28 protein-coding genes are annotated in these 25,303 nt (G+C 51.8%); 13 read left to right on the top strand and 15 right to left on the bottom strand.

The window, feature by feature from the left end; genetic code table 11:
- The first annotated feature begins 108 nt into the window (after nucleotides 1-108).
- The 6 genes from BW941_RS07060 to BW941_RS07035 all read left to right on the top strand — a co-directional run bounded on the left by BW941_RS07060 (nucleotide 109) and on the right by BW941_RS07035 (nucleotide 3,538).
- Nucleotides 109-882, top strand: a complete 774-nt coding sequence (locus BW941_RS07060) for a ParA family protein (RefSeq protein ID WP_076514912.1) — start codon at nucleotides 109-111, stop codon at nucleotides 880-882.
- Nucleotide 883: 1 nt separating this feature from the next.
- Nucleotides 884-1,204 (top strand): hypothetical protein, encoded by a 321-nt coding sequence (locus BW941_RS07055; protein ID WP_076514911.1) that lies wholly within the window; start codon nucleotides 884-886, stop codon nucleotides 1,202-1,204.
- Nucleotides 1,197-2,078: a chemotaxis protein CheW gene (locus BW941_RS07050; protein ID WP_076514910.1), complete on the top strand. Its 882-nt coding sequence runs from the start codon at nucleotides 1,197-1,199 to the stop codon at nucleotides 2,076-2,078. Before BW941_RS07055 ends, BW941_RS07050 begins: the two co-directional genes overlap by 8 nt.
- A 175-nt stretch (nucleotides 2,079-2,253) precedes the next feature.
- Nucleotides 2,254-2,733 carry a chemotaxis protein CheW gene (locus BW941_RS07045; RefSeq protein ID WP_068440243.1) on the top strand — a complete coding sequence of 160 codons (480 nt, stop codon included), beginning with the start codon at nucleotides 2,254-2,256 and terminating at the stop codon, nucleotides 2,731-2,733.
- A gap of 9 nt (nucleotides 2,734-2,742) precedes the next feature.
- Complete coding sequence (locus tag BW941_RS07040; RefSeq protein WP_076514909.1) at nucleotides 2,743-3,123, top strand: DUF2802 domain-containing protein; 381 nt, start codon at nucleotides 2,743-2,745, stop codon at nucleotides 3,121-3,123.
- Between the two features lie 166 nt (nucleotides 3,124-3,289).
- Nucleotides 3,290-3,538 (top strand): hypothetical protein, encoded by a 249-nt coding sequence (locus BW941_RS07035; protein WP_076514908.1) that lies wholly within the window; start codon nucleotides 3,290-3,292, stop codon nucleotides 3,536-3,538.
- 54 nt (nucleotides 3,539-3,592) lie between these two features.
- Here BW941_RS07035 and BW941_RS07030 read toward each other — a convergent pair whose 3' ends face one another.
- The 3 genes from BW941_RS07030 to BW941_RS07020 all read right to left on the bottom strand — a co-directional run bounded on the left by BW941_RS07030 (nucleotide 3,593) and on the right by BW941_RS07020 (nucleotide 4,976).
- Complete coding sequence (locus BW941_RS07030) at nucleotides 3,593-3,967, bottom strand: MAPEG family protein (protein WP_068438495.1); 375 nt, start codon at nucleotides 3,965-3,967, stop codon at nucleotides 3,593-3,595.
- A gap of 65 nt (nucleotides 3,968-4,032) precedes the next feature.
- Nucleotides 4,033-4,383, bottom strand: a complete 351-nt coding sequence (locus tag BW941_RS07025; RefSeq protein ID WP_076514907.1) for a hypothetical protein — start codon at nucleotides 4,381-4,383, stop codon at nucleotides 4,033-4,035.
- A gap of 116 nt (nucleotides 4,384-4,499) precedes the next feature.
- Nucleotides 4,500-4,976, bottom strand: a complete 477-nt coding sequence (locus BW941_RS07020; RefSeq protein WP_076514906.1) for an Mpo1 family 2-hydroxy fatty acid dioxygenase — start codon at nucleotides 4,974-4,976, stop codon at nucleotides 4,500-4,502.
- Nucleotides 4,977-5,071: 95 nt separating this feature from the next.
- Between BW941_RS07020 and BW941_RS07015 the strand changes: the two genes are divergently transcribed.
- Complete coding sequence (locus BW941_RS07015) at nucleotides 5,072-6,082, top strand: helix-turn-helix domain-containing protein (RefSeq protein ID WP_076514905.1); 1,011 nt, start codon at nucleotides 5,072-5,074, stop codon at nucleotides 6,080-6,082.
- A gap of 14 nt (nucleotides 6,083-6,096) precedes the next feature.
- Here the strand turns inward: BW941_RS07015 and bcp are convergent, their stop codons facing one another.
- The 4 genes from bcp to nrdA all read right to left on the bottom strand — a co-directional run bounded on the left by bcp (nucleotide 6,097) and on the right by nrdA (nucleotide 10,637).
- Nucleotides 6,097-6,570 (bottom strand): thioredoxin-dependent thiol peroxidase, encoded by a 474-nt coding sequence (bcp, locus tag BW941_RS07010; RefSeq protein WP_068440249.1) that lies wholly within the window; start codon nucleotides 6,568-6,570, stop codon nucleotides 6,097-6,099.
- A gap of 76 nt (nucleotides 6,571-6,646) precedes the next feature.
- Complete coding sequence (yfaE, locus tag BW941_RS18080) at nucleotides 6,647-7,159, bottom strand: class I ribonucleotide reductase maintenance protein YfaE (RefSeq protein ID WP_297532895.1); 513 nt, start codon at nucleotides 7,157-7,159, stop codon at nucleotides 6,647-6,649.
- 11 nt (nucleotides 7,160-7,170) lie between these two features.
- A complete protein-coding gene (nrdB, locus tag BW941_RS07000) occupies nucleotides 7,171-8,301 on the bottom strand; it encodes a class Ia ribonucleoside-diphosphate reductase subunit beta (RefSeq protein WP_076514904.1) in 1,131 nt (376 codons plus the stop codon).
- 56 nt (nucleotides 8,302-8,357) lie between these two features.
- A complete protein-coding gene (nrdA, locus tag BW941_RS06995) occupies nucleotides 8,358-10,637 on the bottom strand; it encodes a class 1a ribonucleoside-diphosphate reductase subunit alpha (RefSeq protein ID WP_076514903.1) in 2,280 nt (759 codons plus the stop codon).
- A 461-nt stretch (nucleotides 10,638-11,098) separates the two neighbouring features.
- Here nrdA and BW941_RS06990 point away from each other — a divergent pair, with 461 nt between their 5' ends.
- Entirely contained in the window at nucleotides 11,099-11,839 is a 741-nt protein-coding gene (locus tag BW941_RS06990) for a response regulator (protein ID WP_068440255.1), read from the top strand.
- A 109-nt stretch (nucleotides 11,840-11,948) separates the two neighbouring features.
- Nucleotides 11,949-13,424, top strand: coding sequence for an ATP-binding protein (locus BW941_RS06985; protein ID WP_139325779.1), 1,476 nt, complete (start codon nucleotides 11,949-11,951; stop codon nucleotides 13,422-13,424).
- A gap of 238 nt (nucleotides 13,425-13,662) precedes the next feature.
- On the opposite strand, the gene BW941_RS06980 is transcribed toward BW941_RS06985, so the two are convergent.
- On the bottom strand, nucleotides 13,663-14,583 hold the full coding sequence (locus BW941_RS06980; RefSeq protein WP_076514901.1) for a LysR family transcriptional regulator: 921 nt from the start codon (nucleotides 14,581-14,583) through the stop codon (nucleotides 13,663-13,665).
- 142 nt (nucleotides 14,584-14,725) lie between these two features.
- On the opposite strand from BW941_RS06980, the gene glpK reads away from it, so the two are divergent.
- Nucleotides 14,726-16,204, top strand: a complete 1,479-nt coding sequence (gene glpK / locus BW941_RS06975; protein ID WP_076514900.1) for a glycerol kinase GlpK — start codon at nucleotides 14,726-14,728, stop codon at nucleotides 16,202-16,204.
- A 120-nt stretch (nucleotides 16,205-16,324) separates the two neighbouring features.
- Nucleotides 16,325-17,413: a GGDEF domain-containing protein gene (locus BW941_RS06970; protein ID WP_076514899.1), complete on the top strand. Its 1,089-nt coding sequence runs from the start codon at nucleotides 16,325-16,327 to the stop codon at nucleotides 17,411-17,413.
- Between the two features lie 18 nt (nucleotides 17,414-17,431).
- Here BW941_RS06970 and argF read toward each other — a convergent pair whose 3' ends face one another.
- The 5 genes from argF to BW941_RS06945 form a co-directional block, all read right to left on the bottom strand.
- The gene (gene argF, locus BW941_RS06965) at nucleotides 17,432-18,355 is read right to left on the bottom strand and encodes an ornithine carbamoyltransferase (RefSeq protein WP_139325778.1); all 924 of its coding nucleotides are present in this window, start codon (nucleotides 18,353-18,355) and stop codon (nucleotides 17,432-17,434) included.
- Nucleotides 18,356-18,359: 4 nt separating this feature from the next.
- Nucleotides 18,360-19,529, bottom strand: coding sequence for an aspartate aminotransferase family protein (locus BW941_RS06960; protein ID WP_076515164.1), 1,170 nt, complete (start codon nucleotides 19,527-19,529; stop codon nucleotides 18,360-18,362).
- A gap of 115 nt (nucleotides 19,530-19,644) precedes the next feature.
- Nucleotides 19,645-20,550 (bottom strand): 30S ribosomal protein S6--L-glutamate ligase, encoded by a 906-nt coding sequence (gene rimK, locus BW941_RS06955; protein ID WP_068440265.1) that lies wholly within the window; start codon nucleotides 20,548-20,550, stop codon nucleotides 19,645-19,647.
- Nucleotides 20,551-20,609: 59 nt separating this feature from the next.
- On the bottom strand, nucleotides 20,610-21,035 hold the full coding sequence (locus tag BW941_RS06950) for an ATP-dependent zinc protease family protein (RefSeq protein WP_068440268.1): 426 nt from the start codon (nucleotides 21,033-21,035) through the stop codon (nucleotides 20,610-20,612).
- A complete protein-coding gene (locus tag BW941_RS06945; protein WP_076514898.1) occupies nucleotides 21,010-21,354 on the bottom strand; it encodes a MaoP family protein in 345 nt (114 codons plus the stop codon). The genes BW941_RS06950 and BW941_RS06945 overlap by 26 nt, the downstream gene beginning before the upstream one ends.
- A gap of 132 nt (nucleotides 21,355-21,486) precedes the next feature.
- On the opposite strand from BW941_RS06945, the gene hdfR reads away from it, so the two are divergent.
- Nucleotides 21,487-22,338: an HTH-type transcriptional regulator HdfR gene (gene hdfR, locus BW941_RS06940; RefSeq protein WP_076514897.1), complete on the top strand. Its 852-nt coding sequence runs from the start codon at nucleotides 21,487-21,489 to the stop codon at nucleotides 22,336-22,338.
- The gene (locus BW941_RS06935) at nucleotides 22,331-23,305 is read left to right on the top strand and encodes an alcohol dehydrogenase catalytic domain-containing protein (RefSeq protein WP_076514896.1); all 975 of its coding nucleotides are present in this window, start codon (nucleotides 22,331-22,333) and stop codon (nucleotides 23,303-23,305) included. The genes hdfR and BW941_RS06935 overlap by 8 nt, the downstream gene beginning before the upstream one ends.
- Nucleotides 23,306-23,317: 12 nt before the next feature.
- Here BW941_RS06935 and queE read toward each other — a convergent pair whose 3' ends face one another.
- Nucleotides 23,318-24,022, bottom strand: coding sequence for a 7-carboxy-7-deazaguanine synthase (gene queE / locus BW941_RS06930; protein ID WP_076514895.1), 705 nt, complete (start codon nucleotides 24,020-24,022; stop codon nucleotides 23,318-23,320).
- On the bottom strand, nucleotides 24,022-24,684 hold the full coding sequence (gene queC / locus BW941_RS06925; RefSeq protein WP_076514894.1) for a 7-cyano-7-deazaguanine synthase QueC: 663 nt from the start codon (nucleotides 24,682-24,684) through the stop codon (nucleotides 24,022-24,024). The genes queE and queC overlap by 1 nt, the downstream gene beginning before the upstream one ends.
- Nucleotides 24,685-25,303 lie beyond the last annotated feature (619 nt).

The raw sequence follows: 25,303 nt of genomic DNA, 5'->3' as shown, positions 1-25,303 counted from the left end.
AATACCAGTTTATTTTAAAACTGACATGATATTTGCTTGGTTTCTGGTAGGGCATTGAGATTCATGCGATAAGCAGACGTTCTGCTTTGAGCGGAGAGGAATACTATTGTGAAAATCTGGTCGATATCCAATCAGAAAGGTGGGGTGGGTAAAACGACATCGGTAGTTTCTTTGGGGGGGCTGTTGGCTGACCAGGGGCACCGTGTGCTTCTGGTAGACCTCGACCCCCATGGTTCTCTGACCAGTTACTTTGGCCAGGACCCGGACGGTCTTGAAAGAAGTCTGTATCACTTATTCTTTGAGCAACGCTGGCGCAATGTGGATTACATCCGCGATACATTGAAGCCAACCAGCTTGCCGAATGTTTCTATGCTTCCTGCGACAACCTCCCTTGCCACTCTTGAGCGGCAGGTAAGTGGTCAGGACGGTATGGGGCTGGTACTCGCGAGGAGCCTGGCGCAGCTCTGGGATGATTATGACTATGCCTTGCTGGATACTCCGCCTATTCTGGGAGTCCTGTTAGTCAACGCCCTTGCTGCCTGCCAGCAGCTGGTTATTCCAACCCAGACTGAACACCTGGCGCTCAAAGGTCTGGAGCGAATGGTGCATACCCTTAAAATGGTCATGAAGTCACAAAAGCGTGAGCTGCCATATACAATCGTTCCGACGCTGTTCGATCGGCGTACATCCGCTTCATTAACCAGCCTCAAAGAAATGCGACGTACCTATCAGGGAGCGTTATGGGATGAAGCAATTCCAGTGGATACCCGGTTGCGTGATGCCAGTCATGAGGGAATATTTCCCCACCAGTTAGATCCGAATACTCGTGGTGTCCGGGCGTATCGCCATCTGCTTGCCCAATTAAGTGGAGAGAAACGCTGATATGTCGGGGAATACGGATGTCTTGATGGGGTACTTCGACAGTCTGTTGACGACAGTCGATGAGGACCCGAGAAAAGCTATCGTCAGCGACCTGCTCGCTGGCGCTGCGGCACAGGCGCCTGAAGAAGAGTACAAACCGGTTGCGACCGATACCATTGCTCTGGGAATGCGGGTTATTCCATTAAAGCCACCGCTGAAGGTTAATGCCGTAGCGATCAACCGCATTACCGCTTTGCGGTTGTTGCATGTCGTTCAGACGATTCCCCCCAGCCGGCTGAAACTTCACGTCCTGTCGTGTTGCGCAGGTGTCCTCGATGTCTGAAAGCCAGCTGACGGACGACAAAGTCACTGCGCAGGAAGCCAGTACTCTTACTAAAGAAAATCAGGTTGATGGTGTTCTCCAGAACTATCTCGACCAACTCCTGATTGTCGCTACAGAAGTATCTGTGGTGACTGAGACCCCAGTTCTGACTGAAACAGCAGCTGCAACAGAGCCTGTGGTGGTGAATGATGTCGATACATCGGAGATTGTCGGGACTCTGATGGAAGAAGCGTCACTTTCGCTTCAGCCGGAGGTAGTCACAGATGAAATTCAGGACTGGGACCCATACGCCCTTGATCCAGAAGTTAAGGTTGAAGAGGCATCCCCAGAGGCAAATATTGTTTCGCAGGAGCTACAGACCAGCGTCACCGTAGCAGGCGAGAACGCCACAGTTACGAAAGATAAAAAGAAGTTGCTGTGGGATTCGAGTCAGGGTGTCGAGTGTCTGTTGTTCAGTGTTGCTGGTTTAAAGCTCGCGATTCCTCTTTCCCAGTTGGGGGGCGTATACCCAGCTGAAAACATGAAAGTAACGCCACTGTTTGGTCAATCCGATTGGTCTCTGGGGGTATGGCAGAGCGATACGGACAAATTGACGATCGTCGACAGCGCCAGATTGATTATGCCAGAGCGCGGCATATCTTTACGTGAATCTGGATACGAATACCTCATTCAGCTGGATCGTACGCCTTGGGCGCTCGCTTGCGAAGGTATTTGCGACACTATTACACTGGTTTCTGAGTCAATTAAATGGCGCGGAGACGCAAGTAAACGCCCTTGGCTGGCGGGCACTGTCATTTCAGAGATGTGTGCTTTGCTGGATGTACCCAGCCTGGTCGATCTTCTTGAGTCTCACTTGAAGTCGACGCAAGGCTGAACCCCTGGAAAGCCGCTGTAAACCAGCGCTTTACCCGGCTTTGGGCTCTCTTTTTTTAAGTTACAAATTTTCCTTCATTTCGGCTGGTACACTTTGTGCTCTGATCTATAGTTAAGAAAGGTTTGTAGTGTTTTTGACACTGTCAGGCATCGGCCTTTCTTAGCGAGGATGTTTTATGTCAGCAATTGCCGCTAAAAGTGCGGAAGATCCGGTACTCCAATGGGTAACCTTCCGGCTTGAAAACGAGAGTTACGGTATTAACGTAATGCAGGTTCAGGAAGTACTGCGTTATACCGAAATAGCACCAGTACCCGGGGCGCCACCTTATGTACTGGGCATCATTAACCTGCGGGGTAATGTCGTCACTGTGATCGACACCCGACAGCGTTTTGGCTTGCCGACATCGGACACCACAGACCAGACTCGTATCGTCATTATCGAGGCAGAGAATCAGGTCGTGGGCATTCTCGTGGATGCGGTGGCTGAGGTGGTTTATCTACGTCAGTCAGAAATCGAAACCACTCCGAATGTCGGCAATGAAGAAAGCGCCAAGTTTATTCAGGGTGTCTGCCATAAGAACGATGAACTTCTTATTCTGGTGGATCTTGAAAAACTGATGACAGATGAGGAGTGGACAGAACTTCACGGTCTATAGGGGTCTGTCATGCCAACACTGACGCTGGTTCATTGGTTACTCATCGGAAATTTCACTGTTTTGCTGGCAGCGGCAGGATTTATCGTCGCGCTGCGTAAACAGCAAAGCAGGGAGACACAGCAACTGGAGGACAAAATTTTCCAGCTGCAGCAGGGGCAGGAGGCCATCAGCAAAAGTGCAATTGGTCTCGGGCGCCGGATGAAGCAGGTAGAAGCCAGGGCGGCAGCGGCAGACAAGCGGCCTGCGTCTGCGGCACCTGATGCGCGTTTTGAGCAGGCATCTCGTCTCGCGGGAATGGGGGCGTCTGCTGAAGACCTGATCGACTCACTGGGTGTTGCCAGAGCCGAAGCTGAGCTTCTTGTCTCTATGCGTCAGAGTGTGAATGCCTGATCGGTGAGACCTCGATAACATTTCAGGCGTTTCCCGCTTTGAATATGTGAACCGGTTACGAATCTCAACGTGAAAGGCCATGCCGGCTCAGAAAGCTCTTCTATACTTACTGATACTGCCTTTTTGATGAACAGAAAGGTGTTTGCGTCAGCGAGGAGGGGTATCGATGAAATACCTGCTATCGACGATCATGGCTGTGGCACTTGTTGCTGCGACGGATCAACCTGCTGTACACGAGTATGACAGATCGGTTCAATGGCACGCACAGGTCCTGAAGAACACGATGTTTTCTGAGCACACTCCGGGATTCAATGACCTGTATATGATTGAGACGCCTGACAAGGGCCGTCAGATCGTCATCTACTGCAACCCATCGTATTGCTACAAACTCCGGGGTCACCACCTGACTGCATAACTGTCGACTGCTTGCTTATCAGTCTCTGAACAGTCAGGTACTGCCCCCTTGCTCTTATGCGCCCGCTGCGAACAGAGCGATCACGCAGGCCAGACCAGCGGCCCACACCAGTGTGCGCAGTGCGGCTAGATTTGCCAGATACATTGCACCGTACACGATACGGATACCAATAAACGCAATCGCCAGAGTATTAATGTAATCCTGCTCTGCACCGGTCAGGTGAGCAATAATCACGGCAGCAGCGAACATCGGGAATGCTTCGAAGCTATTCAGCTGAGCCCAGTGGGCACGTTTGCGGAAACCTTCCTGTTTTTCAAGAAACTCGCGCGGCGAGTAATTGTTGTAACGTCCACCGCTGAATTTGGCGATACCCGTAAAAAGGAATGGCATCAGTGCGGCTGCCAGCACGCACCAGTAGGCGAGAGTCATAGTATTTCCTTGTTCTGATATTGATTGGCTCTCAACAGACCTCAGTTACGCAGAGTTAACAGGGCCTAATCTGAAGCCGCGACAGGACAGTCCTGGAGGTTGCCCTCAGGTGCTTCCGGGTCAAAACAGTAGCCACCGAGTGGAGAAGCGACAAGGTCATTTGCGGCAGAGAAGCCGTGTCGCACCGATTCCCGTCGAGGTTTGGCGTTTATGCCCTGTGTTTCCTCATAGGTTTCCCATACTTCCTGGTGAATTGCTTCCGCAGACGCTGCGTAACGGGTTACTTCGCGATCTGCCTGATCGAGCAGGTCAGGAAAGTAGTGGAGAGCAGTACCTGTGAGTATACCGCTGATAATGATCCCTGCGGTGGTCTGCAAGGTTGAAAAACCAGCAGAGGTACGGAGTGAAAAACGCAAGATGGCTGTCCCTGATGTGAAGTGGTTATGATTCCAGTTCACTGACCTTAACGGATCTCTCACGGGTGGCCAATGGCACATGCAGGCCGTAAGGCCCACATGTCGCATTAGTCAGTTTAGCGATAGCTGATACCCAGGCGGTCATAGAGAAAGCCGACCACCCAGGCGGGACCAATCAGTAAGAACTGAATATCTTTAAAGAATGACGGCTTTTTACCTTCGATATGGTGACCGACAAACTGCATAATCCAGAGAATCACAAAGGCAATAATGCTGGTGAGCCATAGTGGGGTATCAGTCATCTGCTCATAGATAACAGGAAAAAGAAGGCAAATCAGCGTGAATATTCCCAGGCCTTTGGCCAATGGTTTAGACAGCCTTACATAGAAGGTCATGGTAACGACCGCGCCGAGGACAGCCCAGTTGACCAGTGGTATGGAAGCGAGCCAGTCAGGTTGCGGAATCTCCCACAGTAGCGCAAAAATCACCAGGTAAATGAGTGGTACACAGAACCAGTGGATCAGTTTGTTCAGCGGGTTTTGATGGCTCTCGCCATACTCGGCGAACCATTGATCAACAGTTTTACGACTCATCGCAGTCTCCGTTTGTTGTTATGATATCCAGTCTACGCCAGCCTTCGGGCTTTATCTTGTCATTGCAGGTCAGAGGTTTGTTCTAAACAATCATTATGACGCGAGAGAGCAAAACAACCCAGTTACGTGTATCGGTACACTGGTTGACCGTATTACTTCAGGGTTTTCGTTCCCTTGGCATTTCTGCAGAGGACGTCCTGCGGGAGGCTCGCATTATGCCTGGTGAGCTGTCAGAACCTGATGCGCGTATTGATCTGGAGCGTACACTTTTATTCTGGAGAGCCGCAGCAGCGGCGACAGACCAGCCGCTGGGTCTGCGGCTGGGGGAGTATCTGACGCCGCTGCATTTCCCCCTACTTGCCATGAACCTTATGCACAGTCGGAGTCTGCTGGAGGCATTGAGCATGGCAGAGCGTTATTCGTCGGTCATCAGTGAAGGCGGGCGTTTTTCTCTCAATCAAGATAATGGCCAGATGCATGTGATCTATCTGCCGGGTGACAGGTCATTCAGTCGTGATCAGATAGACACCGTACTCCTGTTACTTAAGAAGTTTGGAGAGTGGCTATACTGCCGCCCGGTGCCGCCGGTGAGAGTGCTGCTGGGTTTTACCGTTGACGAGGCGGAGGCAGAAGAATACGAACGTGCGTATGGATGTATTCCGGAATTCGGAGCGGGCAAGCACGCTCTGGTGTATGACGTTGGGTGGTTTCAGAAGCCTCTGCCCGGTGGGGAGCCTGCGCTTGCAGGAATGCACCAGCAATTGCTTGATGCGCAGTTAAAGCGGGTTCAGCAGCCTGAAGTAAGAGTACGGGTAGAGCGTTGCTTGCAGGAAGCTGTGCACCTTGCTACTGACCGTGAGGAAATTGCCTCACGCTTATATATGAGCGTCAGTACGCTACAGCGTCGCCTCGTTGAAGCCGGAACCAGTTTTCAACAGTTACTGGATGCCGAACGTGAGCGTCGGGCGACGCAGTTGCTTAGGGGAACAGACGTACCGATTGCCGACATCAGTGCTCTGCTGGGCTTTGCCGACGGCAGCGCCTTCAGCAAAGCGTTTAAACGCTGGCAGGGGATGACTCCCCTGCAGTATCGTCGTAGTGACTGACTTCTGTTTTGAAATTACAGAGCATCCAACGCTGCGATCAGGTCGTCGTGATGGGTTTTAGTTTTGACTTTTTCCATGATGTGGACGAGCTTGCCGTCTTCATCAATGATGAAGGTAATACGATGAACGCCCATAAACTCGCGCCCCATAAACTTTTTCATGGCCCACACGCCGTACTTCTCAGCGATGGCGTGATCTTCATCTGAAAGCAGGTCGAAATTCAGCTCATCGCGATCAATGAACTTCTGCAGGCGCTTCGGAGCGTCCGGGCTAAGACCCAGAACAACCACATTACGGTCGTCCAGCTCTTTCTGGGTATCGCGCAGACCGCAAGCCTGAACGGTACAGCCTGGTGTCATAGCTTTCGGGTAAAAATAGAGTACGACTTTTTTACCTTTAAGGTCGCTGAGGGCAACCTCTTCTTCGCGTTGATTCAGGGTGGTGAAGTCTGGAGCTGGTTGACCCAGTTCTGGGAAGTCGAGTGCCATAGTGTCCTCTGTATAAAAGGTGTATAAGAATTTATGAAGGCTACCGGAAGGCGGCGATTGAATGCAAGACTTTGAACTATTGAAGTTTCAGGGCCGACTTCGGTATACAGCAGCAGGGCAGAATTTCATCATCATCAATCCATGCCATAGGCTCTTCGATATAGTGAACATCGCCTTCAACTAAGCGCACCCGGCAACTGCCACAGTAGCCTTCGCGGCATTGATATTCGATATGAATATCCTGAGCCTCGAGGGATTCCAGCAAGGTGTTTGCGTGCTGGAAACGTGCGTTACGACCGTCCGCGAATGCCACTTCGAAGATAGGTTTCTCCATGCCTTCAAAGATGGTCTGCGGCGTTGGCTCAGGAGATTCTGCCAGCAGATCAAACAGGTCACCCTGCTCGAGTACGGTATCTTCTTTGGGGAGCGATCTGGTAGTGGCGGGAAGGGGCAGTTCGCCCAGATCCATTTCCAGCTGAGTGGTGCTGCCACCGGTCAGTTCCATTTCGGTCTGGGCGTCAGAATAAAATGTTCTCGAACTGGCCCAGCGACGGCGGCCGATACGGGCCGCCCTGCGTGCGTTGGTCATGGAATCAGAGATTAGAGGTCAAAGTCACCGAAGTCTGCAGTATCAACTTCACTGTCAATCGCACCTACCAGATAAGAGCTGATTTCAGCTTCCTGTGGCGCCACCTGAACGTTATCACTGTTCAGCCAGGCGTTGATCCACGGGAGTGGGTTGTTACGCACTTCAAAGATCGGATCGAAGCCCAGCGCGCCGATACGCTGGTTGGTAATGTATTCAACGTACTGGCTCAGGATGTCTTTGTTCAGACCGATCATTGAACCGTCTTTAAACAGGTAATCAGCCCATTCTTTTTCCTGCTCAGCTGCTTCGCGGAAGATGCCGATGACGTCATCGCGGCACTCTTCAGCGATTTGTGCGAATTCAGCGTCGTCTTTACCACGTGCCATAATCTGGAGCATGTGCTGAGTACCGGTGAGGTGCAGGGCCTCATCACGCGCGATCAGTTTAATGATTTTCGCGTTGCCTTCCATTTTCGCGCGTTCAGCAAATGCGAATGAGCAGGCAAAACTGACATAGAAACGAATCGCTTCAAGAACGTTGACCGAGACCATTGTCAGGTACAGGCGGCGCTTCAGTTCGTGCAGGTTCACATCAATGGTTTCACCATTCACTGTGTGCTTGCCTTCACCGAGCTGCTGATAGTAGTTACTCAGTTCGATAAAGTCGTCGTAGTACTTGGTTACCGAAATTGCACGGCGGACGATGTATTCGTTCTTGGTGATGTCATCGAAGACAACAGCCGGATTCGGGACAATATTCCGCACGATGTGCGTGTAAGAGCGGCTGTGGATAGTCTCACTGAAAGACCAGGTTTCAATCCAGGTTTCGAGTTCTGGCAGAGACACGACAGGCAGTAGTGCGACATTTGGAGAACGGCCCTGAACGGAATCCAGCAGTGTCTGATACTTCAGATTAGAGACGAAGATATGCTTCTCGTGCTCCGGAAGATCCATAAAATCTTTGCGATCGTTGGTCAGGTCGACTTCTTCCGGGCGCCAGAAAAAGGACAGCTGCTTTTCGATCAGGTTTTCAAAGATCTTATGCTTCTGCTGGTCGTAACGTGCAACGTTGACGGGCTCGCCGAAAAACATCGGCTGCTCAAAAGTGTCAAACTCGTTACGGTTAAAAGTTGTGTAAGCCATTCGCTGTTTTAGTCTCGTGCTATGGGCGCTGCCCCATAGCCGCGCCCCTTAATAAATCAGATTTTACATGCACCGCCGGCACAATCGTCGTCTTCCTGTACGGCTTCTTTCTGCGGGTCTTCCATGCCGTCGCGGGTGTTGTGGTAGTACAGAGTCTTCACGCCGTTACGGTATGCGGTCAACAGGTCTTTCAGCAGTTGCTGCATCGGTACTTTATTGCCCGGGAAGCGGGACGGGTCATAGTTTGTATTCGCCGAGATCGCCTGATCGACAAACTTCTGCATGATACCGACCAGCTGCAGGTAGCCCTGGTTGTCCGGAATCTGCCACAGAAGCTCGTAGTTTTTCTTCAGGTTCTCATAATCAGGCACAACCTGCTTCAGGATACCGTCTTTGCTCTGCTTAACGCTGATGTATCCACGCGGTGGTTCAATACCGTTGGTCGCGTTACTGATCTGCGATGAGGTCTCTGATGGCATCAGAGCGGTCAGGGTAGAGTTACGCAGGCCGGTATCCACGATGTCTTTGCGCAGCGTTTCCCAGTCGTACTGAAGAGGCTCTTCACAGAACTTGTCGACATCTTTCTTGTAAGAGTCGATCGGGAGAATACCCTGAGCATAAGTCGTGTCGCTGAACGCTTCACACGCGCCTTGCTCTTTCGCCAGCTGGTTTGATGCGCGCAGCAGCCAGTACTGAATCGCTTCGAAAGCGCGGTGCGTCAGGCCATTGGCTGAGCCGTCGGAGTACTTAACACCGTTCTTCGCTAAGAAATAGGCGAAGTTAATCACCCCAACACCCAGGGTGCGGCGCGCAAGGCTGGCGCGCTGTGCTGCCGGTACCGGGTAGTCCTGATAACTGAGCAGGCTATCGAGCGCACGCACAATAAGATCAGAAAGATCTTCGAGTTCGTTCAGGTCGTCGATCTTACCCAGGTTAAATGCCGCGAGAGTACACAGGGCAATTTCGCCACTTTCATCGTTGATATCGTTCAGCGGCTTGGTTGGCAGTGCAATCTCAAGACAGAGGTTTGACTGACGCACCGGCGCTTTCTTCGGATTGAACGGGCTGTGGGTATTACAGTGGTCCACATTCTGAATGTAGATACGACCGGTGCTTGCACGTTCCTGCATCATCATTGAGAAAAGGTCGACCGCCTTGATGGTCTTTTTGCGGATGCTGTCATCAGCTTCGTACTTGGTGTAGAGCTGCTCGAACAGTTCCTGGTCCTCAAAGAAGGCGTCGTAAAGCCCAGGCACATCACTCGGTGAAAACAGGGTGATATTGCCATTCTTGATCATACGCTCGTACATCAGCTTGTTCAGCTGAACACCGTAATCCAGGTGACGCACGCGGTTTTCTTCAACACCGCGGTTGTTCTTCAGAACCAGCAGGTTTTCAACTTCGTAGTGCCAGATCGGGTAGAACAGAGTCGCTGCTCCGCCACGCACACCACCTTGAGAACAAGACTTAACTGCCGTCTGGAAGTGCTTGTAGAACGGAATACAACCTGTGTGGAATGCTTCGCCGCCACGGATCGGGCTGCCAAGTGCACGGATGCGCCCGCCATTGATGCCAATGCCCGCACGTTGTGAAACGTACTTAACGATGGCACCGGCTGTTGCGTTGATGGAATCCAGACTGTCGCCGGCTTCGATCAGTACACACGAGCTGAACTGACGAGTCGGGGTGCGCACACCGGCCATGATGGGTGTCGGCAGAGAAAGCTTGAACGTGGAAACCGCATCGTAGAAGCGCTTGATGTAGTCGAGGCGGCGCTCTTTATCGTACGACGAGAACAGACATGCAGCGATCAGGACATAAAGGAACTGAGCGCTTTCGTAGACTTTACCCGTTACGCGGTTCTGGACAAGGTATTTCCCCTCGAGCTGCTTCACCGCGGCGTAGCTGAAGTTCATGTCGCGTGAATGATCGATGAATGCGTCCATCGCCGCGAATTCTTCTTCGGTGTAATCCTCAAGCAGGTGCTTGTCGTAACGCTCGTCTTCAACCATCGCTTTAACGTGATCAAGCAGAGCTGGCGGCTCAAAACGGCCGTAGGATTTCTTGCGCAGGTGGAAAATATTCAGGCGAGCGGCCAGATACTGGTAATCAGGGGCTTCTTCTGAAATCAGGTCGGCCGCGGCTTTGATCAGGGTTTCATGAATTTCCGAGGTCTGGATGCCATCGAAAAACTGAAGATGAGCACGTAGCTCAACTTCTGACACAGATACCTTCTCCAGCCCTTCTGCAGCCCAGGTGACAACTTTGTGGATCTTATCGAGATCAATCGGTTCCTGACTGCCGTCGCGTTTGGTGACTCTGAGGGTAGCGTTCATGTTTTCTGTGCCTGTATTCAAGGGGAATCTACTCCATCTTTCCCTGACGGCGCCGGTGTCTTAATGCTTGACATTCCGGTTGTTTTAACTGCGGAAGCGCGCTAAGTCTCTGACGTCATGTAGGTTTTTTACTTCGCCACAAGATAATGCGCCCGGTGGGTGAATTCAACCCCATATCTTGTGTTGTTTCGGCACTATTGGACAGCTCGTATTGTGGATAAGTTGTGCGTATGTGGTGGACATGAAGGGGGTAACCGACGCCAGCCCAGTCACCGCCTGATGAACATCGTTTCTCAGTGTGAAAACGGCCGTTCTGATATAAATGTCGACTGTTACTGTGCAACAAAGCGTAACAGCGTCTAAAGTTATCTATAGTTATGATAGAGGCGTTGCTGTGGCTGATGTAGCCGAGCACAGGTTCCTTGAATGGAACATTCGATTGTTAGGAATGGTAGGTCTTCATGTTAAAGCACGAAAATACACAGAGCCCCGAGGAAAACTGGCGAATCCTTATCGTTGAAGACGATGAGCGTCTCGCTGCCTTGACCAAGGATTACCTTGAAAGCAACGGCCTGATTGTGACAGTAGAGGGCGATGGTAGCCGTGCTATTGATCGTATCAAGTCTGAACAACCGGATCTGGTTGTTCTTGATCTGATGCTGCCGGGTGAAGATGGTCTGGCTGTCTGCCGCATTGTTCGTCCGCACTACAAAGGGCCTATCCTGATGCTGACGGCACGCACTGAAGACCTTGACCAGGTTCTGGGTCTTGAAATGGGGGCTGATGATTACGTCGCTAAGCCTGTCCGCCCACGTGTTCTTCTGGCCCGTATTCGCGCGCTGTTGCGCCGAGTTGGCGATGGCGTAGAGGAAGTGGAAGAAGAAGGCAGCTCATCTTCCCGCCTGACGTTCGGTAACCTGGTTGTCGACAGTTCGATGCGTGAAGCCTGGCTGGAAGGTGAGAGTATTGACCTGACCAGTGCCGAATTTGATCTGTTGTGGCTGCTCAGTAGCAACGCCGGACGGGTTCTGACCCGTGAAGAAATTTTTAACCAGTTACGTGGCATTGAATATGACGGCCAGGATCGATCCATCGATGTGCGTGTCTCGCGGATTCGTCCGAAGGTGGGTGATGACCCGATGAATCCTAAACGTATCAAGACGGTACGTAGCAAAGGTTATTTGTTCGTTAAAGAGCTCTGACCCGTTACAGGAGTAAACGGCTATTTTTATCCGGGTATATTTCGGGCTCCTTGGTGCTCTTCTGGCAGTTGCAGTCTTGTGCTCAGCTGCTTTACAGCTCGTTAACCTTGTGCGTTCTGCACAGTTCTACGAAGAAGTCTCCCGCGGTAGTCTGTATCTGATTGGTGAACGCCTCGCATCGGATGAGGGGACCTTGCCGCGTCTTGAAGCAGCGTTTGATGCGTCTATTGCGATTCGTTCTGAAGACGGTGGGCCGGAAGATGAGTATGAGCGGTCGCGCTTAATGCGAGGTCAGGTCATCGTTACTGTTTCACCTGATGGCAAAACAGCCTCTATGCGCAGCATGATGCCTGATGGACAGTGGCTGTATGTCGACTTTAATAAGCTTTCTGAGCTTCAGGTCAGGGCCACCGCTCGCCTGTTAGTCGAACTATGGCAACGCAGCGGAGAGGCAATCGAAAGCTTTCTGGCGGATGTACAGAGCCGCTTCGGTTACCCTCTGTCCGTGGTGAATATCGCCGATCTGGAAATATCGGCAACTGACCTTGCGCGTATGCAGTACGGTGATGTGCTAGTGCAGCTTGCCGTCGATGGCACTGGTGCGGATGCTTACATACAAATCCCGGGGGCTGAGCAGGTGGTGCGTCTCGGTCCGGTTGAAAAATTCAATCCATATTCTTTCAGAGCTGTTTTCGTCATTGGCACTATCGGTGTTTTACTAATAGGCCTGGGCGTTTATTGGGTGGTTAACACCTTTGAAACGCGTCTGCGAAAACTTGAACAGGCGACCAGTCGTCTGTCTCAGGGACACCTGAATGCGCGTGTGAGCACTTCTGGTGAAGATGCTGTTGGCCGCCTGGGTCATTCCTTCAATAAGATGGCTGAACATATTCAGCGTCTGATCTCAATTCAGCGTGAAATGGTCCGCGCCGTTTCTCACGAGTTACGTACACCGGTAGCACGCATTCGTTTTGGTGCTCAGATCATAGAAGACTCTGTACTGGATGATCCATTTGTTTCCAAACAGCTTGCTGGTATGGATGCGGACATTCAGGAACTTGATGAGCTGATTGATGAAATTCTTACCTATGCGCGTCTCGAAGAGGGCGGGCCGATTCTTGATTTCCAGAAAATCAATGTTGCTGAAGTGGCCAAACAGGTGGTCGGCGAGGCCCGACCGCCAGAGCATGTTGCCGTATCATTTGAGGGGGGTGGTCCAGAGGGGTTCCCGTTCTCTGAGGTTGAACCGAGGTACGTGCACCGGGCTATTCAGAACCTGGTCGGTAACGCAGGGCGTTATGCTAAAGGGCGTGTCAAAGTGCGATGCAGCGTAGCGGACGATATCTGCCGTGTGGATGTCGAAGACGATGGCCCTGGAATTCCGGAGGAGGACTGGGATCGTGTTTTCAGCGCGTTCGCTCGCCTGGATGACAGTCGGACCCGCGCTTCTGGCGGTTATGGTCTTGGATTATCGATTGTGCGCCGGATTATGTACTGGCATGGCGGTCGGGCAATGGTGGGGCGCAGTGACGAACTGGGTGGCGCGCGTTTCAGCCTGATCTGGCCGCGTGTTCACACAGACTGACAATGTATCGGCCACGAATTGCAATGAAGGACAAATAGAGTCGTGAATCGGTGCGTTTTTAGACACCTGTAACATAACGTTACAAATAGTCACCTTCCAGCTATAGATTACTTGGTTCATACAGGTCACTATAAACGCACGTATCCTTTGGAGACGTGGTGAGAATGTTGCGACACACTGTGTCGCTTTAATGGGCCTCCTTTGTTGAGGCCCTTTTTTTTTGGCCGGTTTTGTTACATCAGGCTTCCGGTTGAACTATTCCTTCCAATGTTGCAAATGAGCTTTCTGCGGCGGTCTCGATGAAGTCCTTGAGATACTGAGTTCCGGATTGCTCTTTTCGGATGGCTGCATATAGCACAGGCCAGACTCCAGCTTCACCTAACGGCCGTACGGATATCAACCCTGCATCAAGGTAGGTCTGAAGTGCCCAGTTTGGCAGGCAGGCGACGCCGCGCCCGCTGGCGACGAGCTGAATCATCATCAGAGTTAACTCGGTTTCCCGTGTTGCTGATGGCTCAATGCCATGGGGTTCAAGAAAACGTTCAAAAATATCCAGGCGCCGGCGGTCAACGGGATAATGAATCAGGGTTTCCTCGCTCAGGTGCTCCGGGCTGATCCAGTCGTATTGGGTCAGGGGGTGTTGGTTAGCGATTGCAAGAACTGACTGGTATCTGAACAGCGGGATGTGCGTGACCACCGGATCATCTGCGGGGTCTGACGTAATCACCAGATCAATGTCGCCGCGTCTGAGTGCCTCAAGTGGCTGAAAATGGAAACTGGTTGTGAGATCAATCTCGACGTCGGGCCAGTGATCGCGGAACTGATTTATGGCTGGCATTAACCACTCAAAACAACTGTGACATTCGATCGCCATATGGAGTCGTCCATCATGCCCCGCTTCGATCTTCTTCAGTGTTTGTTCGGTGCGTTGAATCATAGGTAAGACGTTGTCAGCGAGTTGTAGTACCTCAAGGCCCGCCCGTGTGAAACGGATAGGACGCGATTTCCGTTCGAACAAACGGGTATTCAGACGCGACTCAAGATCTTTAAGTTGATGCGATAGTGCCGACTGAGTGAGGTGCAGACGCCGGGCAGCATCGACCAGGCTACCAGCGTCTCTCAGAGCAACAAGCGTTTTCATATGGCGTATATCAAGCATAGAGGTAGTTCTTGAGGATATTTCATGACAGTTTAGCGCTATCTGTTATTTTATTCATATACACCGCATTTTTACTGACATATCTGGAAGCGACTTCCTGGAGCAGTTAGTCTGGAGTTTTAGTCAGATTGGATCTCACTGTATGTCGAAGTATCTGCTTAGCTTTGATCAGGGAACAACCAGCAGCCGCGCCATATTATTTGGTCTGTCGGGTGAAGTGATTGCGCAGTCGCAGGAAGAATTTGAGCAGCACTTTCCGAATCCGGGTTGGGTAGAGCATGCGCCTTCAGACCTTTGGCAGACCTCACTGAAGTGCGCGCGCGATGTCCTTAAGCAGGTGGGTGCCAGAGCCTCTGATATTGTTTCGATTGGTATTACCAATCAACGGGAAACAACACTGATCTGGGACAGGCAAACTGGCGAACCTGTGTATCCTGCTATTGTCTGGCAAGACAGACGAACCGCGGACCTTTGTCGTCAGTGGGAAGGCCAGAAAAATGAGATATCTGCACGCACCGGACTTTTGCTGGATCCTTATTTTTCAGCTACCAAGATCCGCTGGATACTGGATAACGTTGAGGGGGCCCGAGCGCGCGCTGAAGCGGGGGAGCTAGCGTTTGGCACGGTCGATACCTGGTTGATCTGGCAGCTGACAGGCGGGCGTTCTCACTTAACGGATGCAACTAATGCCTGTCGCACCATGCTCTATAACATCCATGAAGAGTGCTGGGACGCTGATCTGCTCTCCTTGTTTGATATCCCTGCTTCACTGCTTCCTGAGGTTCAGGACAGCGCATCAGACTTCGGAAAGACTCTGAGCGGCTGGTTAGGTGGAGCGGTACAGATAGGCGGCGTGGCCGGTGATCAGCAGGCTGCTTTGATCGGTCAGGGTTGTTTTTCTGAGGGGATGATCAAGAGCACCTACGGGACTGGCTGCTTTATGGTGCTGAATACTGGGCGCGAGGCAGTGACATCTCAGCATCGCCTGCTGACGACAATCGCCTATCGGATCAATGGAGAAACGACCTATGCTCTCGAGGGGTCGATTTTTATGGCAGGTGCCACGATTCAGTGGATCAGGGATGGCTTGCAGCTGATTAAGGACGCGAAAGAGAGTCAGTCGCTCGCTGAGAAAACGGGTTACGAAAATCCAGTCTATATGGTTCCTGCATTCGCAGGCCTGGGAGCGCCATACTGGGATCCGGATGCACGCGGTGCGATTTTTGGTCTTAGCCGCGATAGCGGAATCAAAGAGCTGGTTACGGCCGGCCTGCAGGCGGTTTGTTACCAGACGCGGGATCTGCTGTCGGCAATGGAAGGCGATGGCGCGAAGGCGGCAGAGCTGAGAGTCGATGGCGGTATGGTCAAGAACGACTGGCTGGTTCAGTTCTTATGTGATGTTCTCGGGGTACGTGTTACCCGGCCTCAGATCACCGAGACAACAGCATTGGGCGTTGCGTACCTCGCGGGGATTCAGTCCGGCGTATACCAGAGCCTGGATGAAGTTGCAGGCTTGTGGCAGACGGAGCGGGTCTTTGTGCCAAAAATCTCTAAAGCGAAAAGGGACAAACTGTACGATGGCTGGAAAGATGCTGTAGGACGCTTGTGCCGCCCGGCATGAAGTGGTTATAACGGACAACAGGATGGAATCGGGCCGGAATTGTTGTCCTTATGTAAAAGGCTCTGGCGGGGTGCGCCGTCCCCCATTATTCTGACAGATAAGATACTTTGGGAAGCCTTTATGGGGCAGCTAAGAAAGGACATTTTACGCCGGCACAGCCTTGCTGCAGCGGGTGTTCTTCTATTCAGCATTCTTTACTACGTCGGTTTTGGTATTGAGTACGGAGCCTCGCCGAATGCATGGTTCGGCGCCATGGTATCTTTATATCTTGTCGTCCATGGAATTACTGTCTGGTACATATACTCGGGCAGAGCAATGGAGACCTCCGATCCCAGTATGACGATGCCAGTGATGGCGCTCGTGATTCTTTACATGTCAGGGCTAATGGTTCTGGCCCCTGAACTCCGCGGAATCATGATTCTGGGTTATCTCAACATAATGCCTTTTGGTGTATTCCGGCTATCGGGCCGCGGGTTTGTCGGCATATCGCTGTTTACTGTTGTTTGTTATTCGTTAGTTATTTTCTCTACGCACTACAGCGCCAGTGAACTGCTTGTACCCGAATTTGAAGTCGTCATCGGTGTGGCTTTGATGACGAGCCTGCTGGTATATGCATTTATCGGTCGCGAGTTCTTTATTCTGAGGAAAGCCTACGGCGAGAAAAATTCCGAGTTACGACGCGCGCTGGCTCGTATCGAAGAACTGGCGGTCACAGATGAACTGACGGGGCTGAATAACCGACGCTATTTGCTTAAGACCCTCGAAAAGCAGAGGGCTCTGTCTATCCGGCAAGAGATCCCGTTCGTCGTTGCCTTCATCGATATCGATTACTTCAAGCGGGTTAATGATGAATACGGCCATAGGATAGGAGATCAGGTGCTTGCTGAACTCGCCCATCTGCTTCGGGTTTCTGTCCGTGAAATTGACCTGGCGGCTCGTTACGGCGGGGAAGAGTTTGTTCTGCTGCTGTCAGGGCTAAATCTTGAAGCGGCGTCAGGAGTTCTGGAGCGTATACGCGTTTCTGTCGAGAATCATAGATTCTCTGAGGTCGACCTGGAGCAGCGGGTATCGATCGGCGGTGCCGAGTATCATCCGGATGAGGCTTCTGAGGATGTCCTTAACCGGGCTGACCGGATGCTCTATGAGGCGAAGCGCCTTGGCCGTAATCAGGTCTATCTGGAAGGCGCTCAGCAGTTGTCACTGCACTGAGCGCCACAGAGGACAGCCTCAGTCCTCTTCTTCCTGGCAGAGTAGGAACTCCAGCAGTGCTTTCTGGGCGTGAAGGCGATTCTCAGCTTCATCCCAGACCACTGCACGCGGATCTTCCATGACTTCATCAGTCACTTCTTCACCACGGTGCGCGGGCAAACAATGCATGAAAATCACGTCGCTCGCTGCTTTGTCCAGCAAAGCAGGAGAAACCTGAAATGCCTGGAATTTGCGAATGCGTTCTTCCTGCTCTTCTTCCTGACCCATTGAAGCCCACACGTCAGTCACGACGAGGTTCGCACCTGCGACAGCTTCTTCAGGGGTTTTGAACAGCTGAATACGGTCACCGCCTTCGCTGACGATGCGGGCATCAGGTTCGAAGTCTTCTGGCGTAGCAATACGCAGATTGAATCCGAATTGTACCGCCGCCTTGATGTAGGAGTGGCACATATTATTGCCATCGCCAATCCAGGCCACCGTTTTGCCAGCAATAGAACCGCGGTGCTCTACATAGGTCTGCATATCTGCAAGCAGCTGGCAGGGGTGGAAATCGTCCGTCAGGGCGTTGATGACGGGTACAGAAGAGTAGGCAGCGAAGCGTTCGATAATGTCATGATCAAAAGTACGGATCATGACAACATCAACCATACGCGAGAGTACACGTGCAGAGTCTTCAACGGGCTCGCCACGACCTAACTGGGTATCGCGTGGTGACAGGAAGATCGCGCTGCCACCGAGCTGGCTCATACCAGCTTCAAAAGATACTCGGGTACGGGTGGATGACTTTTCGAAGATCATCCCCAGTACTCTGTTCTTCAGCGGCTCGTAGATTTCTCCTGCACGCTGCTTCTTTTTGAGCTCGATGGCCCGTTCAATTATCCAGTTGAGCTCATCCGGAGAAGTATCCGAGAGCGTCAGAAAGTGTCTCACTGTCTTTTCCATTTGGTCATTCATTGAGTTCATGGATCAGTTCCATAACTCCCTCTACGATCAGATCTGCTTCTTCTTCTGTCAGTGTCAGTGGTGGTAGAAGACGAATAACATTGCCTGAGGTAACGTTCAGCAGAAGGCCTTTTTCGGTGCCCTTTGCCATTAATTCTGTGCAGTCTTTTTTCAGAACAATCCCCATCATTAAGCCACGTCCCCGGATTTCGGAGAACAGAGGGTTGTCCTGTAAACGCACGTTGAAAGCACTGGCCAGGTAGTTGCCCATGTGAGCCGCGTTCTCAGCCAATTTCTCATTTTCTATGGTCGTCACTACCGCATTCGCGGCGGCGCATGCCAGTGGGTTTCCGCCGTAGGTCGACCCGTGGCTTCCGGGCTGCAGTACTTCGGCTGCTTTGCCCCGGGCGAGACAGGCACCAATAGGTACGCCATTGCCAAGCCCTTTGGCTGTGGTAACAACATCCGGAGTAATGCCGAACTGTTGATAGCAGAAGTAGCTGCCAGTACGTCCGTTGCCGGTCTGAATTTCATCAACCAGCATCAGCAGGTCATTCTGGTCGCAGATATCCCGCACAGCTTTAATGTAATCTTCGCCGGCCGTTGCCAGGCCACCTTCACCCTGAACAGGTTCCAGCATAACCGCGACGATATTCGGGTTTGCGCGAACGACTGCACGGATGGCATCGTCATCCATATATGGGACACGTACGAAACCATTCAGCAGAGGACCGAAACCTTCCTGCGCTTTCGCGTTGCCGGTAGCCGTCAGTGTTGCCATCGTACGGCCGTGGAAAGCTTTGGTCATCACGACAATGACAGGTTCTGAAATGCCTTTCTGGTGGCCGTATTTTCTCGCAATTTTGATGGCGGCTTCGTTGGCTTCTGCGCCTGAATTAGAGAAGAACACATTATCCATTCCCGAAATACGGGTCAGGTTTTCAGCCAGCTCCTGCTGTCGGCCGATGCCGTACAGATTTGATGTATGAACGAGCTGGCCCGCCTGCTCCTGAATCGCGGCGGTAACGGCGGGGTGCGCATGACCCAGGCCACAAACAGCGATACCGGTCAGGGCGTCCAGATACTTACGGCCTTCTGTGTCGTACAACCAGCAGCCTTTACCGTGGGTAAAGGTGACGGGTAAACGGCCATAGGTATTCATGATGGCGTGCATATGTGTTTCTTCCTCAGAACGCAAAAGGGCAGCCATGGCTGCCCAGATAAATACCGCGCCCGGTTTTACTGGGGCGCATTCGAACTATACGAGAGGGGATGCTGTTTGTAAACGCTTACCCCTTGCCCTTTGTTTTGGTGTTGTGTGCGCGCGCATGTTTCTCAATATGCATCACGATTTTAGTGGCGACATCGATACCGGTAGAAGACTCAATGCCTTCAATGCCCGGTGATGAGTTCACTTCCATCACAACCGGCCCATGGTTTGAACGCAGGATATCGACACCCGCGACGTTAAGCCCCATGGTTTTGGCGGCACGCACTGCGGTGGCTCGCTCTTCAGGGGTGATTCGTACAACCGTTGCTGTACCACCGCGGTGCAGATTCGAGCGGAATTCACCTTCGGCAGCCTGACGTTTCATAGAAGCAACAACTTTATCGCCCACGACCAGGCAGCGGATGTCAGCACCGGACGCTTCTTTAATGTATTCCTGTACCATGATGTTGGCTTTCAGGCCGAGGAAGGCTTCGATCACACTTTCTGCTGCTTTCTTCGTCTCAGCCAGTACGACACCAATACCCTGGGTCCCCTCGAGAAGCTTGATCACAAGAGGAGCGCCACCGACCATCTGGATGAGGTCAGGAATATCATCCGGGCTGTGGGCAAAGCCGGTCACCGGCATGCCAATGCCTTTGCGTGACATCAGCTGCATGGAACGCAGCTTGTCTCGTGAGCGGCTGATGGCTACGGATTCATTCAGTGGGTATACGCCCATCATTTCAAATTGACGCAGTACCGCCGTGCCGTAGAAGGTGATTGATGCGCCAATACGAGGGATGACAGCATCAAAGCCCTCTAATTGCTCACCTTTATAGTGCATTTTGGGGTCGACGCTGTTGATGTTCATGTAGCAATGCAGCGTATCCAGTACATGCACTTCATGTCCGCGGGCCTCGGCTGCCTCAATCAGACGTCGGGTTGAGTAGAGGCTGGCACTGCGTGACAGTATGGCAATTTTCATAACGGGTTCCTGATGGGTCATAGCAACGACTGAAAAAATTAATAGATAAGATGCTTCGCTCAGCCGCGACTGACATCCACAAGAAAGCGGCCTTTGATAGCCTTTCGGCCTATCAACATAGGGTACTTCATACTGCCGCGGTGACTGAGGCTGATTTCAGTTTTAAAGCTCAGGCCCCCTACGTTCATTTCTGTACCGATAATATAACGCTGTGAGCTATGCCCGTTCGAACTGGTGATCACACGCTGCTCGACGACCGGCGCTTCGCACGTTTGATCAATCCGGGCTGACTGTTTATTAAACTTTACGTGAAACCGCACCCAGAGTTCGCCATCGCGTCTGAACTCTTCAATATGGTCAGCATGAAGGCTACTGGTAGCAGCGCCGGTATCCACCTTGGCGTCGCAGCCGATGCCAAGGTCCGGGAGTTCTACAGCTTCGATGAAGCCGAGTACATGATCAGTCATCTGTTTCCGTGTTCTCATAGTCTGCCTCCGATGCTGAGGAGGAGGCTGTAAAATAAATCTGCTTGCGAGCAAGCGCTTTGCAATAGGCGGCCCATGCGCGTTCGACCGCGTTAATAGGCTCAAGTTTCTGCTGGCAGAAGTCAACAAAGCGGACTTCTTCATCGGTCGCCGCTTCGCGTGTTCCTTCGTGCAGCGACTTCAGAGCATCGCCCATATTCTCGAGGATGTCAGCCTGCTGGCGCGTAAAGTCACCTGAGCGCTGAAAACCACGTGGAAAGTTAGCATCGTCAAAGAATTTCTTTGAAGTTTCAAAGCTTTTCGCTTGAATTTGACTCATAAAGCACCTGCCATCATCAAAGTTGTCGATCACAAAAGAAATCGGTCTTTTGTGTTGGGCGGAGTATGGTCAGGGGCGTGTCTGTGGTAAAACGAAAAAATCTTCTCGTTACGTGAAAGTTTTCTGGTTGAAATGGATACGGATCTACTTAAAACATTTATGGAAGTCTCACGCACCCGACACTTCGGGCGTGCGGCTGAAAATCTCTACCTGACTCAGTCTGCGGTGAGCTTCCGCATTCGCCAGCTCGAAGGTCTTTTGGGTGTTGAGTTGTTTTCCCGACAGCGAAACAACATCCAGTTGACGCCTGCGGGTGAGAAACTCATCCCCCTGGCTGAAAGTAGTGTGCTTCTCGAGCAGCGCATCCGCCACGAGGTGGCCATTGCCGATGACCGTCACTATCAGTTCGCGCTTGGGGCTACGCCAAACCTGTGGGACGCAGTGCTACAGCAGAAGCTGCCGGCTCTGTTGAGGCGGCCCGGTATGGCAGTCAGCGCAATGGCGCATAGCAGTAGTGCGCTGGTACGACAGATCCTTGAACGCTCGTTAGATCTGGCGTTAGTGTTTGATGCCCCAAAAGCTGATGAACTGGTGACCCGCGAAGTTATATCTGTTCCTCTGGTCATGGTCGCTTCTGAGAAGTGCTCTGAATGGAGCCAGGCCGCTGAACTCGGTTACGTGATGGTTGATTGGGGGACGTCATTCCGTATTCAGCACGCTCAGGAATTTAAAGGTATGGCGGCGCCGGTGCTCAAAACCAATACTGGCCGGATTGCGCTCGACAGCATCCTGATGCACGGTGGTGCCGGTTACTTACCTGCGACTATGGTTGCACCTTACCTCGAAAGTGGTGAGTTGCATGAGGTATCCGATGTCCCTGAAATGACGCGCCAGGTGTTCGCGAGTTACCTGAGCACTCGTAAAGATGATGAGCTCATAGGCGATATCATCAGCCAACTATTGGGGAGCAGTCACCATGAGTAATACCGCACAGCAGAGTAACAGCGGCTGGCATTTCGCTGAAACAGGCGCCCCCACAGTTCTGGAGCAAACCTCACTTGAGATGCCGCAGGTTTCGCCCGGCGGACTGCTGGTCAGGGTCATAGCTTCAGGGTTTAACCCGATCGACACCAAAATCCGCGCCGGACTGGCGCCAATTGCCTCGGATAATCATGTGGTTGGTTGTGACCTCGCCGGTGAGGTCATTGCCGTTGGTGAGCAGGTGACCGGTTTCTCTGAAGGCGATGTCGTTTATGGCTGTGCGGGTGGAGTAAAAGGCAGTAGTGGGACGCTGTGTCGTTACATCGCGGTCGATGCTGACCTGATGGCATTAGCTCCCCGCTCTGTGACTGCGCAGCAGGCCGCCGTTCTTCCGCTGGTGTCGATCACGGCCTTTGAAGCGATTGAACGTCTGAAGTTACAGGCAGATGAATCCTGTCTGATTATGGGAGGATCTGGTGGCGTCGGCCAGATGGCTCTGCAACTCGCTAAGCTTCGTGGTGTTGCTGTTACGGCCACTGCCGGTGATGACATCCGCCGGGATCAGATCGCCTCGTTTAATGTGACCGCACTGTCGCACAGTGAGGCGGCTGCACACGCAGGCCAGTTCGATAAGGTGCTTGATACCTTCGGTGGTGAGAGCTTTCAGACAGCGCTATACGCCTGTGCTCCCGGGGGGCAGGTTGCAACCATCAATGCTCGTAATACTTACGACCTGACTCAAGCGCATGCTAAAGCCTTGAGCATTCATGCCGTGTTTATGTTGTTACCTTTACTGAGTGGTAATGGCAGAGCGACCCATGGCCGCTTTCTCAGCTGGTTAGCGAAAGAAGTCGATGCTGGGCGCATCACAGTGCCTGAAACGGAGGTGCAACCGGCGAGTGCGGTTGCAGAGGTTCATCGGCGCTATGAGGCCGGCGAGCTGAAAACGAAGGTCGCTTTTACCCTGTGACGCTGAGTGGCGTTATTCTATTCCGAGGAGTTTGTGGGTCTGCAGACTGAGCTTCCATTTTGGGTGCTTCATGCAGTAATCCACGGCTTTGCGGGTGTTGGATACAGATAGACCTTCTTTTGCCCCCTCAAGCTTGTCGCTGGCGATCACTACAGGCTCGAAGTCAGCCATCGGTTGCAGATAGCAATGCTCAGCGACGATGTAATCAAAGCGTTCTGGTAGAGCATCTGCTTGTGGATATACCAGTTTCAGTTCGTCGCAGTTGATGACGGCAAGTTTGGAGTCACCTTTCGGGCTCAAACAAACCCAGTCGATGCCGTCAGGCAAGGGCAGGGTGCCGTTGGTTTCGATGGCGACCTCAAACCCTGCTTTATGCAATTCATCGATAAGTACTGAATCAAGTTGGAGTGCTGGCTCGCCACCAGTACAGACCACATAGGGCTTTCCCTGAACTGAATTCCCTGAGGTCTCTCCTGGCCACTGCGATGCAATGATTGTTACCAGTTCACTTGCAGAATACTCACCACCCAGGTGTCCGTCGGTACCGATAAAGTCGGTATCACAGAACTTACAGACAGCGGCAGTGCGGCTGTCCTCGCGGCCATTCCACAAATTGCACTTAGAGAAACGGCAGAAAACAGCAGGGCGTCCGGCTTGAGCGCCTTCTCCCTGTAATGTGTAGAAGACCTCTTTAACGCGGTAGGTATTCTTTGCCATCACACCGACTCGTAGGCAATAGGGTCGGTGGCGCTATTAGCAGCAAATGCTTCAAGGCGTTCCGTGCAGGAGCCGCATTTACCACAGGCTTTGTCGCGGCCGTTGTAGCAGGTCCAGGTTTTGCCATAATCCAGCCCCATCTTCAGGCCGTCTGCCAGAATCTCCGTCTTATCGCTATTAAGGTAGGGCGTGACGATATCGACGGGCTCGTAGTTGGCCAGCTTGGCAACCCGGTTCATCGCATGGACAAAGTCTGGCCGGCAATCAGGATAGATAGCGTGATCTCCTGAGTGCGCACCATAGAAGACTTTGTTAGCGCTTATATCTACCGCGTAACCAATCGCGAGAGAGAGAAGGATCATATTGCGGTTTGGTACCACAGTAGACTTCATGTTGGCAGCTTCGTAGTGACCTTCAGGGATTTCAATGTCTGAGGTCAGAGACGAACTTTGTAATAGCTGGTTAATAGCAGTGATGTCGATGATCTTATGGCTGATCTCCAGCTCATCACAAACACGCTTAGCGAACTGAATCTCTTTGCTATGGCGCTGCCCATAGTCAAAGGTAAGAGCATACAGATCAAAGCCTTCATTCTTAGCGCGGTTGAGTATGGTGAACGAATCCATGCCACCGGAATAAATTACGACTGCCTTCTCTGCCATCACGAGACTCTCTTCTATATATAGGTACAACACATTCTGGGTCGAGCAGGCGGGAGTATACGCGTATGCGTAACTACTTAAAATTTATTACAGAAAGTAGTTGACCCAAATCGCCGCATCTCTATAATGCGCCGCTCTTGATCGTTACCCAGCAGCGCTGGCAACGACCAGGAAAACGGGTCGAAAAAAGGTGTTGACCAAGTCTGAAAAGACTGTAGAATGCGCCGCCTGATCCGACAGAGAGGCTCCTTGGAGTTGTCTGGAAAAGGTTTGCAACTTGTTGATTCTAAAAGATTTTTTGAAAATTAACGGTTGACAGCGAAAGATTCTCTGGTAGAATGATTCGCACTGATTGAGACGCTCTGGTGACTCGATCGGATGTCAAAATTAAGAGGTTCGCCTCTTGAGAAAGTTTAAAAGACTTGTTGACATTGAAAGCTGCTTCTGTAAAATACGCAGCCCGCTTTGAGAGAAAGCTTTTAGCGAAATCAAAGCAACGTTCTTTAAAAATTAGCATTAAGTAATTCGTGTGGGTGCTTACTGAGATGTTGTGGAGACATAAGATTTCAAGTAAGAACTCGTCGAAAATTCATTTACGTGAATGTTGACAGTTTTATTC

The organism is Thalassolituus maritimus (assembly GCF_900156675.1).
Taxonomy (GTDB): Bacteria; Pseudomonadota; Gammaproteobacteria; order Pseudomonadales; family Oceanobacteraceae; genus Thalassolituus; species Thalassolituus maritimus.
Note: the sequence above shows the minus strand (reverse complement) of the source record. Positions and strands in the feature narration are given on the sequence as shown.